The sequence below is a fragment of the Magnetospirillum aberrantis SpK genome (assembly GCF_011022235.1).
GTDB classification, from domain to species: domain Bacteria; phylum Pseudomonadota; class Alphaproteobacteria; order Rhodospirillales; family Magnetospirillaceae; genus Magnetospirillum; species Magnetospirillum aberrantis.
This window is the reverse complement of sequence record NZ_JAAIYP010000035.1, coordinates 17,335-31,406: the sequence shown is the minus strand read 5'-3', so window position 1 is coordinate 31,406 and position 14,072 is coordinate 17,335. Positions and strand designations below refer to the sequence as shown.

The following is a 14,072-nucleotide window of genomic DNA, read 5'->3' as shown; positions in this document are numbered from 1 at the left end:
GAGATGGCTTTCATCGACCGCACCGCGCGGGCGTTCCTGCTGGTAGAGCTCGTGCAGGGCTTGGCCATGACGCTGCGCTACATGTTCAAGTCTCCGGTGACCATCAACTACCCCTATGAAAAGGGGCCGCTGTCGACCCGCTTCCGCGGCGAGCACGCGTTGCGCCGTTATGCCAACGGCGAGGAACGCTGCATCGCCTGCAAGCTGTGCGAGGCGGTGTGTCCGGCCCAGGCCATCACCATCGAGGCGGAACCCCGCGACGATGGTTCCCGCCGGGCCCGGCGCTACGACATCGACATGACCAAGTGCATCTATTGCGGCCTGTGCCAGGAGGCATGCCCGGTCGACGCCATCGTCGAGGGGCCGAACTTCGAGTTCGCCACCGAGACCCGCGCCGAGTTGATGTACAACAAGGCCAAACTGCTCGCTAACGGCGACCGCTGGGAGGCCGAACTGGCCCTCCGCGCCGCCACCGACGCGCCTTACCGGTGATCAGGGGGACGGCATGATCGCGGCTCTTATTTTCTACATGTTCGCGGCTTTGACCGTGGGTAGCGCGGTGATGGTGATCTCCGCCCGCAACCCGGTCAATTCCGTGCTGTTCCTCATCTTGTGCTTCTTCAACGCGGCCGGGCTGTTCCTGCTGCTCGGCGCCGAATTCCTCGCCATGGTTCTGGTGGTGGTTTACGTCGGCGCGGTGGCGGTGCTGTTCCTGTTCGTGGTGATGATGCTCGACATCAACTTCCTCAAGCTGCGCGAGGGCTTCTTGCAGTACCTGCCCACCGGCGCGGTGGTCGGTCTGGTGCTGCTGGTCGAACTGGCCACCTTGTTCGGCGGCTGGGCCTTCGCCCCCGACGTCGAGGCGCTGGTGCGTTCGCCCATGCCGCCGGTGGCCGAGGTCTCCAATACCGAGGCCCTGGGCCGGCTGCTCTACACCACCTACGCCTATCTGTTCCAGGCCTCGGGTCTGGTGCTGCTGGTGGCCATGGTGGGCACCATCCTGCTGACGCTGCGCCGCCGCGAAGGTGTCCGCAAGCAGGTGATCGCCGATCAGGTCGCGCGCACCGCCAAGAACAGCGTCGAAATCGTCAAGGTTCCCACTGGGGGAGGCATCTGATGTTCGAGATCGGTCTCGCCCATTATCTGACCGTCGCCGCCATGCTGTTCACGCTGGGCGTGTTCGGCATCTTCCTGAACCGCAAGAACGTCATCATCATCATGATGAGCGTCGAGCTGATGCTGTTGGCGGTGAACCTCAACATGGTGGCGTTCTCCTCCTACCTGAACGATCTGGTGGGACAGGTGTTCGCCATGTTCATCCTGACCGTCGCCGCCGCTGAGGCGGCCATCGGTCTGGCCATCGTCGTCGTCTTCTTCCGCAACCGCGGCACCATCGCGGTCGAGGAAATCAGCCAGCTCAAGGGGTAATCAGCGATGCAATTTGTCGCCGCCGTTTTCCTGCCGCTGCTGGGCTCGATCGTTGCCGGCTTTTTCGGCCGCTTCATCGGTGACCGCGGGGCGCAGCTTGTCACCTGCACGTTGTTGGGCATCTCGGCCGCCTGTTCGGCCCTGATCTTCAAGGACGTCGCCATCGACGGCAACGCCGTGACCATCACGCTGCTGCACTGGATTCAGTCGGGCAGCCTGGACGTGTCGTGGGCGTTGAAGTTCGACACGCTGACCGCGGTCATGCTGATCGTGGTGACCTGGGTTTCGTTCATGGTCCACGTCTATTCCGTGGGCTACATGAGCCACGACCCGGCCATTCCGCGCTTCATGTCGTACCTGTCGCTGTTCACCTTCGCCATGCTGATGCTGGTGACCGCCGACAATCTGATCCAGTTGTTCTTCGGTTGGGAAGGCGTGGGTCTGGCGTCCTACCTGCTGATCGGCTTCTGGTTCGAGAAGCCGTCGGCCTCGGCCGCCGCCATCAAGGCCTTCGTGGTCAACCGCGTCGGCGACTTCGGTTTCGCGCTCGGCATCTTCGGCGTGTTCTTCCTGTTCGACAGCGTGTCGTTCGACGCCATCTTCGCCGCCGCCCCGGACAAGGCCGCCGCCACGGTGACCTTCTTCGGCCTGGAAGCCAACGCCATCACCATCTGCTGCCTGCTGCTGTTCGTCGGCGCCATGGGCAAGTCGGCCCAGCTCGGCCTGCACACCTGGCTGCCCGACGCCATGGAAGGACCGACCCCGGTGTCGGCGCTGATCCACGCAGCCACCATGGTGACCGCCGGCGTCTTCATGGTCGCCCGCATGAGCCCGCTGTTCGAGTATTCGGACACCGCGCTGACCGTGGTGACCCTGGTCGGTGCCGCCACCGCGTTCTTCGCCGCCACCGTCGGCTGCGTCCAGAACGACATCAAGCGGGTGATCGCGTATTCCACCTGTTCGCAGTTGGGCTACATGTTCTTCGCCATCGGCGTGTCGGCCTATCAGGCCGCCGTGTTCCACCTGATGACCCACGCCTTCTTCAAGGCGTTGCTGTTCCTCGGTGCCGGCTCGGTGATCCACGCCATGAGCGACGAACAGGATATCCGCCGCATGGGCGGCATCTGGAAGCACGTGAAGGTGACCTGGGTGCTGATGTGGATCGGCTCGCTGGCCCTGGCCGGCATCCCGTTCTTCGCCGGCTACTACTCCAAGGACATGATCCTGGAGGCCGCCTTCGCCTCGCACTCCCTGGTCGGCCAACTGGCCTACTGGATGGGTATCGGCGCCGCCTTCCTGACCGCCTTCTATTCCTGGCGTCTGCTGATCCTGACCTTCCACGGCAAGCCGCGCGCCGACGAACATGTGATGGCGCATGTGCACGAAAGCCCGGCGGTGATGATCCTGCCGTTGTTCGTGCTGGCCGCCGGCGCGGTGTTCGGCGGTTGGCTGGGTTACGACATGTTCGTCGGCCACGCCCAGGAACATTTCTGGCGCGACGCCATCAAGGACCTGCATCAGACCATCGAGCACGCCCACCATGTGGAAGAGTGGGTGGCGCTGGCTCCGACCGTGGTCGGCGTGGCGGGTATCTTCCTGGCCTACGTGCTCTACATGTTCGTGCCGTCCATTCCGGGCGCGCTGGCCAACACCTTCAACGGCCTGTACCGCTTCTTGTTGAACAAGTGGTACTTCGATGAGCTCTACGACTTCCTGTTCGTCCGTCCGGCCTTCCGTATCGGCCGTGGCCTGTGGCAGGGCGGTGACGGGGCGCTGATCGACGGCGTCGGTCCCGACGGCGTGGCCGCCGCGACCGGCGTGATCGCCAGGAAGGTCGGCAAGTTCCAGTCCGGTTACCTCTACCACTACGCGTTCGCGATGTTGATCGGCGTGGCGGTGTTCGTGACCTGGTACATGTTCAACGCGCGCTAAAGCCTGGGGATAGAAATGACCGACTGGCCTCTGCTCTCGCTGACGACGTTCCTGCCGCTGGTAGGCGCGTTGTTCATCCTGGCGATCCGCGGCGAAGCCCAGGTGGTGGCGCGCAACGCCCGCAACGTGGCGTTGCTCACCTCGCTGGCGACCTTCGTGGTGTCGCTGTTCATCCTGGCTAATTTCGACGGCGCTTCGGCTGAGTTCCAGCTGAAGGAAACGGCGGTGTGGCTGCCCGGCACGGCCATCTCGTATTCGATGGGCGTGGACGGCATCTCGCTGTGGTTCGTGCTGCTGTCGACCTTCCTGACCCCCATCTGCATCCTGTCGACCATCGGCGCGGTGGAGAAGCGGGTGAAGGAGTACATGGTCGCCTTCCTGGTCCTCGAGACCTTGATGGTCGGCATGTTCTGCGCCACCGACATGGTGTTGTTCTACGTCTTCTTCGAAGGCGTGCTGATCCCCATGTTCATCATCATCGGCGTGTGGGGCGGCCAGCGCCGCGTCTACGCCGCCTTCAAGTTCTTCCTCTACACCCTGGCGGGTTCGGTGCTGATGCTGGTCGCCATGCTGGCGATGTACTATCAGGCGCACACCACCGACATCCCGACGCTGATGGCCCACACCTTCCCGCAGAGCATGCAACTGTGGCTGTGGCTGGCGTTCTTCGCCTCCTTCGCGGTCAAGGTGCCCATGTGGCCGGTGCACACCTGGTTGCCCGACGCCCACGTCGAGGCGCCGACGGCGGGCTCGGTGATCCTGGCTGGCGTGCTGCTGAAGATGGGCGGTTACGGCCTGCTGCGCTTCTCGGTGCCGATGTTCCCGCTGGCCAGCGAGTTCTTCACTCCGCTGGTGTTCACCCTGTCCATCGTCGCCGTGGTTTACACCTCGCTGGTGGCGCTGGTTCAGGAGGACATGAAGAAGCTGATCGCCTATTCCTCTGTCGCGCACATGGGTTACGTCACCATCGGCACCTTCGCCATGACCACCCAGGGCGTCGAGGGCGCCATCTACCAGATGCTGTCGCACGGCGTGGTGTCGGGCGCGCTGTTCCTTTGCGTCGGCGTGGTCTACGACCGCATGCATACGCGTGAGATCGCCCGTTACGGCGGCCTTGCCACCCGCATGCCGAAATACGCGCTGGTGTTCATGTTCATGACCATGGCCTCGGTCGGCCTGCCCGGAACCGGCGGCTTCGTCGGCGAGTTCCTGGTGCTGCTGGGGGTGTTCCAGATGAACACCTGGGTGGCGCTGTTCGCCGCCAGCGGTATGGTCCTGGGGGCGTGCTACGCGCTCTATCTCTATCGCCGCGTCATGTTCGGCAAGCTGACCCGCGAGGATCTCAAGGACATCTTGGATATGAGCCCGCGCGAGGTGGCGATGTTCGTGCCGCTGATCGTCGTCGTGATCTGGATGGGTGTTTATCCCAACACCTTCCTTGAGCCGATGCACGCCTCGGTGGCCAAGCTGATCGACAATTTCGAGCTGGCGAAGGCTGCCGCCCACGGCGTCTCCGTCGCTGCTCGATAAGGGGGACTGGACATGACCGAGACCTTGGACCTTTTCCCGGTCCTTCCGGAAATCTTCGCCGTCGTGGCGACCGTCGCCCTGTTGATGTTGGGCGTCTTCAAGAAGGAGGATGCCACACGCGGCATCTCGGGCCTGGCCATCGCCGTGATGGCGGTGGCGGCACTGCTGGTGGTGGCCACCGGCGGAGAGCCCCACACCGCCTTCGGCGGCATGTTCCTGTCCGACGGCTTCACCGCCTTCGCCAAGGTGCTGATCCTGGCGGCCTCGGCGCTGACCGCGGCCATGAGCCTTCAGTACCTGGACCGCGAGAAGCTGGGCCGTTTCGAGTACCCGGTGCTGATCCTGTTCGCCACCATCGGCATGATGATGATGGTGTCGGCCAACGACTTCATCGCGCTCTATCTGGGTCTTGAGTTGCAGTCGCTGGCGCTTTACGTGCTGGCTGCCTATCACCGCGACAGCGCGCGCGCCACCGAAGCCGGCCTCAAGTACTTCGTGCTCGGCTCCATGGCCTCGGGTCTGCTGCTCTATGGCGCCTCGCTGGTCTACGGTTTCTCGGGCACCACCTCGTTCGACAGCCTGGTCAAGATCTTCGGCGAGCACGGCGCGCATCCCCATCTGGGCTTCATCGCCGGTCTGGTGTTCATCATGGCGGGCCTGTGCTTCAAGATTTCGGCGGTGCCGTTCCACATGTGGACGCCGGACGTGTACGAAGGCGCGCCGACCCCGGTGACCTCGTTCTTCGCGGTGGCGCCCAAGATCGCAGCGCTGATCCTGTTGATCCGCGTGCTGATGGGTCCCTTCGCCGACCTCATCGACCAGTGGCGTCAGGTGATCGTCGCGGTGTCGCTGTTGTCCATGTTCGTCGGCGCCTTCGCCGCCATCGTCCAGACCAACATCAAGCGTCTGATGGCCTATTCGTCCATCGGCCATGTGGGCTTCATCCTGGTCGGTCTGGCGGCGGGTTCCGCCGATGGCGTCCAGGGCATGCTGATCTATCTGGCGATCTATCTGTTCATGAACGTCGGCACCTTCGCGGTGATCCTGTGCATGCGCTCCAAGGGCCGCTTGGTGGAAGGCATCGACGATCTGGCCGGTCTTTCCAAGACCAACCCGGCCATGGCGGCGGTGATGGCCGCCCTGATGTTCTCCATGGCGGGCATTCCGCCCATGGCCGGCTTCTGGGGCAAGTTCTACGTGTTCATGGCGGCGGTCAACGCCGGCCTCTATACCCTGGCCATCGTCGGCATGCTGACCAGCGTGGTGAGCGCGTTCTACTATATCCGCATCGTCAAGGTGATGTACTTCGACGAAGCGGGAGAGGCCTTCGACCGCGCCGGCAGCTCGGCGCTGTCGCTGGTCATGGTGGTCTCGACCCTGGTGGTGCTGGTCTTCACCTTCGTTCCCGCTCCGCTGATCAACAGCGCCAAGGCGGCGGCCCTGGTGTTGTTCCCGGCGGCGGCCGGGTGAGGACCGAAAACGGACTGTCGGCGCCGTTCAGTCTGATCCGTCTGGACCGCGTCGACAGCACCAACGACGAAGCGCGGCGGCTGGCCCTTTCCGGGGCGGCCGCCGATCTTCTTGTGGTGTCGGCCATCGAACAAAGCCAGGGCAGGGGGCGCCGCGCCCGTCCATGGCTCAGCCCGTCCGGCAATCTGCATTGTTCGGTTCTGGTTCGCATCGACGGTGATTTGGGCCGCGCCGCCCAGCTTGGCTTTGCCGCGTCGGTGGCGTTGGTCGATGCCTTCCATGCGCTGGCACCGGGGGCGCATTTCACCTGCAAATGGCCCAACGACGTGTTGGCCAACGGGCGCAAGTGCTGCGGCATGCTGCTTGAACCCGTGGGATGCGACTGGCTGATCGTCGGCATCGGCGTCGACGTGGTCGCGGCGCCGCCGCCCGGCGAATTGCTGTATCCGGTGGCGTCCCTGGCGGAGTTCGGCTTCGATGGCTCCGACCTTGATGTCCTGGCGGCGTTCACCCATGGCTTCGGCCCTTTGGTCGGCGAATGGCGGCGTGACGGTTTCGTTCCCATCCGCGAAGCCTGGCTGCATCGCGCACGCGGCCTGGGGGAACCGGTGGTGGTGCGCTTGCAAGACGAAACCCTGACTGGACTGTTCGCCGGACTTGACGCCGAGGGCGCTCTGCTTTTGGATCAGCCGACCCAGGGTCTTCGCCGTATCCTGGCCGGAGACGTGTATTTCCCCGAGGGTTCGGGCCGCCCCCTTCCATCCGCCCCTCTCGGACAAGGAGACTGACAGCCATGCTTCTTGCCATTGACGCTGGCAACACCAACATCGTCTTCGCCGTGTTCGACGGTGACCGGGTGCGTGGTGAATGGCGTGCGTCCACCGATACCGACCGTACCGCCGACGAATTGGGCGTATGGCTGATGCAATTGCTGACCATCGAGGGGATGCGGCGCGAGGACATCCAATCGGCCATCATCGCTTCCGTGGTGCCGGCCATGGTGTTCAGCCTGAAGACCCTGTGCCGGCGGTATTTCGGCTGCGATCCGGTGGTGGTGGGCAGCGAGGGCGTGAATCTTGGCATCAACGTTTTGCTGGACCGTCCCGAGGAAGTGGGCGCCGATCGTCTGGTCAACGCGGTGGCCGCCCATGGGTGCTATCCGGGGCCGATGATCGTCATCGATTTTGGCACCGCCACCACTTTCGACGTAATCGACGCCGAGGGCAATTATTGTGGCGGCGCCATTTCCCCTGGCATCAACCTGTCGCTCGAGGCATTGCACATGGCCGCCGCCAAATTGCCGCGCGTCGCCATCGGCCGGCCGCGTACGGTGATCGGCAAGGCCACGGTGCCGGCCATGCAATCGGGCATCTTTTGGGGCTATGTCGGCCTGATCGAAGGGCTGGTGAAGCGCATCCAGGAAGAATATGGCTCGCCCATGCTGGTGGTCGCCACCGGTGGGCTTGCCCCGTTGTTCGCCGAGGCGACCAAGGTGATCGACAAACTTGATCCCGACCTGACCCTTCGGGGCTTGCTCGAGATTCACCGGCGCAACGCGCGGAAGGACTGAGCGTGAGTAAGAAAATCAACCCGTCTGGTGCGGGTGAGTTGTATTTCGTGCCGCTGGGCGGCAGCGGTGAAATCGGCATGAACCTGAACCTTTACGGGTTCGGGGGAAAGTGGCTGATGGTGGATCTGGGTGTCACCTTCGGCGACGATTCCATGCCCATGATCGACGTGGTGATGCCCGATCCCGCCTGGATCGAGGAACGCGCCGACAATCTGGTGGGGTTGGTGCTGACCCATGCCCACGAAGACCATCTGGGCGCCGTGCAGTACCTGTGGCCGCGGCTGCGCTGTCCGGTCTATGCGACGCCGTTCGCCGCCGCTCTGCTTCGCGACAAGTTGCGCGAGGTGGGGTTGCAAAGCGTGGTGCCGGTGCATGTGATGCCGGCCGGGTCGCGATTCGACGTTGGACCGTTCAACGTCGAATCGGTGCACATGACCCATTCCATTCCCGAACCAACTTCTTTGGTCATCCGCACCCCGGCCGGGACGGTGGTGCATACCGGCGACTGGAAGCTGGACCCCGATCCCTTGCTGTCCGGTCCCGCCGACCTTGAAACATTGCGCTGCGTCGGCAACGAAGGTGTCCTGGCGGTGGTGGGCGATTCCACCAACGTTTTCACCAAAGGCCATTCCGGTTCGGAAGCCGAGGTGCGGGCCAATCTGATCGAGTTGCTGGGCCGTTATCCGGGGCGGATCGCCATCGGCTGTTTCGCCACCAACGTCGCTCGTGTCGAAAGCATCGCCCTGGCCGCCGAAGCCAACGGCCGTTCGGTGGCGTTGGTTGGACGCAGCCTGTGGCGGCTTGAGCGTGCGGCGCGGGAAACCGGCTATCTCAAGGACATCGCGCCGTTCCTGACCGAACACGACGCCCAACATGTGCCGGCCGACAAGATCGTCTATGTCTGCACCGGCAGCCAGGGCGAGCCGCGTGCCGCCCTGTCCCGCATCGCCGCCAACGATCACCCCTTCGTCAAGTTGGGCAAGGGCGACACCGTGCTGTTTTCGTCCCGCGTCATTCCCGGCAACGAAAAGGCCATCTTCAAGGTCCAGAACGCCTTGGTGCGGCTGGGGTGCGAGGTGATCACCGACCGTGACGAGTTCATCCATGTCTCGGGCCATCCGGGGCGCGAGGAACTGGAAACCTTTCTGAAGCTGGTGCGGCCCAAGATGGTGGTGCCGGTGCACGGAGAGGCCCGCCATGTGCGCGAGCACGCGGCCCTGGCCCAGTCGCTGGGGATCGACCGCACGGTGACCATCGAGGACGGCGCCATGGTGCGCCTGTCCCCAGAGGGACCCGAGGTGGTCGACCATGTGCCGACCGGACGGTTGGCCCAGGACGGGCCGCGTCTGATCCGGCTTGATTCGGAAATCCTGCGCGATCGCCGCCGCATGGTGTTCAACGGCTCGGCGGTGTGTACGGTGGTAGCGGATCGCAAGGGCAAGCTGGTGACAGACCCGCTGGTGACGGCGCTGGGCTTGCTGGACGCCGAGCATTTCTCCGACGAACACGACGCGGTGGTCGAGGCGGCGCGCGACGCCTTCGAGGATTTGCCGCTGGCGGCCCGTCAGGACGACGATGTGGCACAAGAAGCAGTGCGGCGGGCGGTGCGGCGAACGCTCAAGGACATGTTGGGCCACAAGCCGGTGACCACGGTGCATCTGGTTCGGGTGTGAAAAAGGGGGCGAAAGCCCCCTTCGTCATTTTCCGGTGAACAAGGACCGGTATTGCATGTCCTCTTCCAGGATATGCTCGATCAGCCAGGATTTCAGGAACTTGGCCATGTCCTCGGTCAGGGCGTCGGCCTTTTGTCCGGCGATGTGGCGGCCGCGAAAGGCGTGGACCAACTCGCGCAGCCGCTCGTGGGCGGCGTGATGGCGGCCAAGGTCAGAATATTCACGGTCGGCCAGCTTGGATTCCTCGCGGGCGAAATGGCCGTCGGTATAGTCCATCAACTGGTCGAACAACTTCTCCAGCAACTCAACCGACGTATTGTGTTCGGTCCAGGCGTCGTAAATCTGGTTCAGAATGTCGATCAGCTTGCGATGGTCGGCATCCAATACGGCGTTCCCGACGCTGAAGGAGGGACTCCATTGGATGAAGGGCATTGGTGCACTCTATTGTCACAGGTTTCTTAGGGTATTAGGCGCCGGGCATGCCTGTTTGCAAGTTTTCCTTCTGGAAAACCCGCGCAACCCAGGCATACCGGCTACAGGTGCTGCAATTCGATACCGTGTTTTTTGAGGGCGTAGCCGATCTGTCGCGGCGTCAGCCCCAACAGCCGGGCCGCCTTGGCCTGAACCCAGCCGCACCGTTCCATGGCCTGGATCAGCCGGTCGCGTTCGGACAGGTCGCCGGACAACGGTTCAAGCTCGGCATTGTCGTCTTCGGCGACAGTGGCGGGGGGGATTGGGGGAACGGCCGCCGGTGCGGGCTGCGGTGCGACCGAGGCCACGGGCGGCGGCGTGAACGGTGTCGCTGCCGGCGGCACGGCGGCGGGGTGGCCGGCGGGAACGGCCGGCCGGTTGGTGTTCCACAGCACCGACGACAGACAGGTGTCGCGCTTGCACGACAAATCCATCTCGGTGATCACCGCGTTCTTGCACATGGTGGCGGAACGGGTGACGCAGTTTTCCAGTTCGCGCACGTTGCCGGGGAAGTAGCACCGTTGCAGCGCCAGCAAAGCCGGTTCCGAGAAGGTCATCTGACGGCCGTTCTCGTCGTTGAAACGCTTGAGGAAATACATGGACAACAGCGGAATGTCGCCGGAGCGTTCGCGGAGCGGCGGCAGGAAAATCGGCACCACGTTCAGCCGGTAATAAAGGTCGGCGCGGAACTCGCCCTTTGCCACCGCTTCTTCCAGGTTGCGGTTGGTGGCGGCCACCAGGCGCACGTCAACCTTGATGGTGCGGCCACCGCCAACCCGTTCGAACTCGCCCTCTTGCAGCACGCGCAACAGCTTGGCCTGGAAGGAAGAGGAAATTTCACCAATCTCGTCCAGGAACAAGGTGCCGCCGTTGGCCAATTCGAAACGGCCCTTGCGTTCGCTCACCGCGCCGGTGAACGCGCCCTTTTCGTGGCCGAACAATTCGGATTCGAGAACGCTTTCGGCCAAGGCTGCGCAGTTGACCTTGATGAAGGCCTTGCGGGCGCGGGGGCTGAGAACGTGGACGGCGCGGGCGATCATTTCCTTGCCGGTGCCGCTTTCGCCGCGCAACAGGATGGTCGCCTTGGTCGGCGCCGCCTGTTGCACATGGCTGAACACCCGCGACATGGCTTCGGAATTGCCGACGATGTCCTCGAGCCCCTGGACCGGCACCGCCGGCTTGATCTCTTCCATCTGCTTTTGCAGGCGGGCGTTGTGTTCCATCAGCCGCGACCGGTCGGCGGCCACCTTGTGGTGAAGGCTGACGGTCTGCCCGACCAGGGTGGCGACCATGGTCAGGAAGCGCAGGTCGTGTTCGAAGACGTGGCGCGCCCCGTCTTCCCAACTGCGTTCGACGGACAAGGCGCCCAACGGCTTGCCAGTGGTCTTGATGGGAACGCAGAAGAACGACACCGTCTCGTCGTCGAGACCGTCGCTTTGCTCCAGGTAACGGGCCAGCAACGGTTCGTCGTTGGTGTCGGGGACCAGCATGGGAATGCCGGTCTGGACCACCTTGGACACCGCTTCCATGGGGTAATGCAGGTCGCCCGAGCGCGCCAGTTTCAGTGACATGCCGGCGACGGCGGCGATTTCCAGCCGCTCGGTTTCCGGCTGAACCAGAACCACCGCGCCATGGCGCATGTGCAGATAGGAGGAAAGAATGTTGAGAACGTCGTGCAGGGCCTGTTCCAGATCCAGGGTCGAGCCCAGCACCTTGCTGATTTCATAAATGCCGATCAACGGCAGCGCGCTATCCGGTCCCGCGTCGCGAAGCATGCGTGTTTCGTCCCGCCTCATGTCAGTACCCTCCGTGGCCCTGTGCCCCGGTTCCCGGCCATCCTCCCCCTCAGCCGTCGGTTCTTATGCTCTATACATAGAGCACAGACCCAGGGGGCGCTACTGCCTTGGTGGGTGGGTTTGCCTATTTTTTCGACTTGCCTTATTTTTGAGCTATTGTCGGGTGTGAAAAACGCCCCTGGGATGAATAATCGTCGCTATTGCGACAGGGCGTGTTCCATTTCCTTGACGAAAGCGCTCGAACGGCTGTCCAACTCGCGGCCAAGGGTGTTGATCTGTTCGCTGGCCGCGACCACGTCGTCGGCGCGGCCGATGATGATGGCCGCTGAATTGCCGGTGGAACGCACATGGCTTCCCACTTCCTCGGCATGGGCGGCGACTTGGCCGACCATGGTTTCCATCGAGGCGGCGGTTTGTCCCTGGGTGCGGGCGGTCTCGTTGACCGCGCTGACGGCCGAGCGCAATTCGCCGACGGTTGCGGCCACGTCGTGGATGGCTGTTTCCGTGGTTCCCACCAGGGACCGGATATGTGCCACGTTCTCTTCGACTTCGGCGGTGGCGTCGGCGGTCTGGGCGGCCAGTCCCTTGACCTCGTTGGCGACCACGGCGAAACCCTTGCCGGCCTCGCCGGCGCGGGCCGCTTCGATGGTGGCGTTGAGCGCCAGCAGGTTGGTCTTGGCGGCGATGGCGGCGATCATGCGGGCGATGTCGTCGATGCGGGTGGCGGCGTCGCTCAGTTCAGTGATGCGGCCGGCGGAGTGGCCGGCGCGTTCGACCGCCTCTTCGGCCAGTTTGACCGAGCGGGCCGCCTCGGTCTCGATGCCGCGGGCGCTTTCGGCCATGTTGGCGACGGTGCCGGCTACGGCGGTGATGCCATCGACGATGTCCTGGACCTCGGCGACGGCCGTGCGGATGCGTTCGTCCGAGGACCGGGCCTCGCTTTCGCATACTTCCGACGCCTTTTGCAGGGCGTCGCCCAGGCGCAACAACTCTTCTATGGCCGTTCCCAGCGAGGAATGGAACTCGGCATTGAATTGGCGCTGGCGCTCGGCGCGTTTGGCGACGCGGGCGGCGTTTTCCTGTTCCTGACGTTCCGCCAACTGGGCGATGGTCCGCTCGTCCTCGATGGCGCGGGCCAGCGAGCGTGCCAAATCGCCGATTTCGTCCTCGCGGGTGGTGAAGGGAACCTTGCGGCCATCCTGGGCCGCCTCGCGCAGGTGGGCGGCGACGGTGGCGGTCTGACGAATCGGCTCCAGCACGAAGCGGTGCAGCAACAGCATGCCGCCAACGCCGAACGCCGCCATCAATCCCAGCATCAGCGCGGCTTGGGTCATGACGTCGCGCCGTTCCTCGGCCAGGGCGGCGGAATGGTCGGCGACGATCGCCATGTGGGCCGGCGGCTGTCCGTCGATCGTGGCCAGCGGCAGGCCAAGATGCAGGTCGCCGCCGACCAATCCCACCTGGGCGTCGTCCAGTTTCCCCGCCGTGATCGTGACGTCGTCGCCGTGATGCATGCTGGACAGCCGCGCCAGGAACGGTTCGACGTTGAAATCCACCGCCACCGTCAGCGCGACCACGTTCTCGAAGGTGGACATATCCAACCGTTGAACGTGAAGGTAGCTGCGGAAAACTCCGCCGGTCGGCGTGGCGACGAATCCAAAGGCCGGTTGTGTGGTGGCGTCGGCGGCGTTGCGGGCCAGGGATGCCCGGACCCCGGCCGCGTCGCAGGCGCGCGGGTCTGGGGTGTCGCTGCCGGCACCGCGCAAGGCGGTCACCGGCTTCATCTCGCGGTCGCACAATGTCAACCCGGCCAACAAATTGCCGGTGGTCTTGTTCCATTCGGTGAAGGTGGCGCGTAAGACGGTGTTCAACGCCTCGCCGGAAAGGCCGCGATCCAACACGGCGGTCACCGCCGGGCTGTCGGGGCCAAGCGGGCCGCGCCAACTGAGGTTCAGCACCGCCAGCGACCGCTCGACCAGGTCGGACACGGCCATTTCGCTGATTTCGGTCAGGCGTTGCAGTTCCGCCGTCCGGGCCTTGTCGCGCAAATGCAATTGCAGGGCGACCACCGCACCGGACACCAACAGGCCGGTGGCGACCACACCGGCCACCACCTTCCCGAGGATGCTATGTCGTTTGCTCATCAGTCAGGGCGTCCCCCGTTCACGCCGTCGCTCCCCCGAAGAGGACGGCGTTTCCGCC

Annotated in this window: 12 protein-coding genes; 9 read left to right on the top strand and 3 right to left on the bottom strand. The window is 64.1% G+C overall.

Annotation, left to right across the window (positions count from 1 at the left end; translation table 11 throughout):
* The first annotated feature begins 3 nt into the window (after nt 1-3).
* The 9 genes from nuoI to G4223_RS08300 all read left to right on the top strand — a co-directional run bounded on the left by nuoI (nt 4) and on the right by G4223_RS08300 (nt 9,603).
* The gene (gene nuoI, locus G4223_RS08340; protein ID WP_163677741.1) at nt 4-492 is read left to right on the top strand and encodes an NADH-quinone oxidoreductase subunit NuoI; all 489 of its coding nucleotides are present in this window, start codon (nt 4-6) and stop codon (nt 490-492) included.
* A gap of 13 nt (nt 493-505) precedes the next feature.
* Entirely contained in the window at nt 506-1,117 is a 612-nt protein-coding gene (locus tag G4223_RS08335) for an NADH-quinone oxidoreductase subunit J (RefSeq protein WP_163677738.1), read from the top strand.
* Nucleotides 1,117-1,428 carry an NADH-quinone oxidoreductase subunit NuoK gene (gene nuoK, locus G4223_RS08330; RefSeq protein ID WP_163677735.1) on the top strand — a complete coding sequence of 104 codons (312 nt, stop codon included), beginning with the start codon at nt 1,117-1,119 and terminating at the stop codon, nt 1,426-1,428. Before G4223_RS08335 ends, nuoK begins: the two co-directional genes overlap by 1 nt.
* 6 nt (nt 1,429-1,434) lie before the next feature.
* A complete protein-coding gene (gene nuoL / locus G4223_RS08325) occupies nt 1,435-3,360 on the top strand; it encodes an NADH-quinone oxidoreductase subunit L (protein ID WP_163677732.1) in 1,926 nt (641 codons plus the stop codon).
* Between the two features lie 15 nt (nt 3,361-3,375).
* Nucleotides 3,376-4,890: an NADH-quinone oxidoreductase subunit M gene (locus G4223_RS08320; protein ID WP_163677729.1), complete on the top strand. Its 1,515-nt coding sequence runs from the start codon at nt 3,376-3,378 to the stop codon at nt 4,888-4,890.
* Between the two features lie 12 nt (nt 4,891-4,902).
* Nucleotides 4,903-6,360, top strand: coding sequence for an NADH-quinone oxidoreductase subunit NuoN (gene nuoN, locus G4223_RS08315; RefSeq protein ID WP_163677726.1), 1,458 nt, complete (start codon nt 4,903-4,905; stop codon nt 6,358-6,360).
* Entirely contained in the window at nt 6,357-7,148 is a 792-nt protein-coding gene (locus G4223_RS08310; RefSeq protein ID WP_163677723.1) for a biotin--[acetyl-CoA-carboxylase] ligase, read from the top strand. Before nuoN ends, G4223_RS08310 begins: the two co-directional genes overlap by 4 nt.
* Before the next feature lie 5 nt (nt 7,149-7,153).
* Nucleotides 7,154-7,930 carry a type III pantothenate kinase gene (locus tag G4223_RS08305; RefSeq protein ID WP_163677720.1) on the top strand — a complete coding sequence of 259 codons (777 nt, stop codon included), beginning with the start codon at nt 7,154-7,156 and terminating at the stop codon, nt 7,928-7,930.
* Nucleotides 7,931-8,007: 77 nt separating this feature from the next.
* Entirely contained in the window at nt 8,008-9,603 is a 1,596-nt protein-coding gene (locus G4223_RS08300) for a ribonuclease J (RefSeq protein ID WP_163678233.1), read from the top strand.
* A 24-nt stretch (nt 9,604-9,627) separates the two neighbouring features.
* On the opposite strand, the gene G4223_RS08295 is transcribed toward G4223_RS08300, so the two are convergent.
* The 3 genes from G4223_RS08295 to G4223_RS08285 form a co-directional block, all read right to left on the bottom strand.
* Nucleotides 9,628-10,035 (bottom strand): bacteriohemerythrin, encoded by a 408-nt coding sequence (locus G4223_RS08295; RefSeq protein ID WP_163677717.1) that lies wholly within the window; start codon nt 10,033-10,035, stop codon nt 9,628-9,630.
* Nucleotides 10,036-10,136: 101 nt separating this feature from the next.
* Complete coding sequence (gene nifA / locus G4223_RS08290) at nt 10,137-11,870, bottom strand: nif-specific transcriptional activator NifA (RefSeq protein WP_163677714.1); 1,734 nt, start codon at nt 11,868-11,870, stop codon at nt 10,137-10,139.
* A gap of 197 nt (nt 11,871-12,067) precedes the next feature.
* Nucleotides 12,068-14,014 carry a methyl-accepting chemotaxis protein gene (locus G4223_RS08285; RefSeq protein ID WP_163677711.1) on the bottom strand — a complete coding sequence of 649 codons (1,947 nt, stop codon included), beginning with the start codon at nt 14,012-14,014 and terminating at the stop codon, nt 12,068-12,070.
* Nucleotides 14,015-14,072 lie beyond the last annotated feature (58 nt).

Coding starts and splice junctions, on each gene's coding strand:
- G4223_RS08335 (WP_163677738.1), top strand. CDS start 506: ATGATCGCGGCTCTTATTTTCTACATGTTCGCGGCTTTGACCGTGGGT.
- nuoK (WP_163677735.1), top strand. CDS start 1,117: ATGTTCGAGATCGGTCTCGCCCATTATCTGACCGTCGCCGCCATGCTG.
- nuoL (WP_163677732.1), top strand. CDS start 1,435: ATGCAATTTGTCGCCGCCGTTTTCCTGCCGCTGCTGGGCTCGATCGTT.
- G4223_RS08295 (WP_163677717.1), bottom strand. CDS start 10,035: ATGCCCTTCATCCAATGGAGTCCCTCCTTCAGCGTCGGGAACGCCGTA.
- nuoI (WP_163677741.1), top strand. CDS start 4: ATGGCTTTCATCGACCGCACCGCGCGGGCGTTCCTGCTGGTAGAGCTC.
- G4223_RS08305 (WP_163677720.1), top strand. CDS start 7,154: ATGCTTCTTGCCATTGACGCTGGCAACACCAACATCGTCTTCGCCGTG.
- G4223_RS08285 (WP_163677711.1), bottom strand. CDS start 14,014: ATGAGCAAACGACATAGCATCCTCGGGAAGGTGGTGGCCGGTGTGGTC.
- nuoN (WP_163677726.1), top strand. CDS start 4,903: ATGACCGAGACCTTGGACCTTTTCCCGGTCCTTCCGGAAATCTTCGCC.
- G4223_RS08300 (WP_163678233.1), top strand. CDS start 8,008: ATGAACCTGAACCTTTACGGGTTCGGGGGAAAGTGGCTGATGGTGGAT.
- nifA (WP_163677714.1), bottom strand. CDS start 11,870: ATGAGGCGGGACGAAACACGCATGCTTCGCGACGCGGGACCGGATAGC.
- G4223_RS08320 (WP_163677729.1), top strand. CDS start 3,376: ATGACCGACTGGCCTCTGCTCTCGCTGACGACGTTCCTGCCGCTGGTA.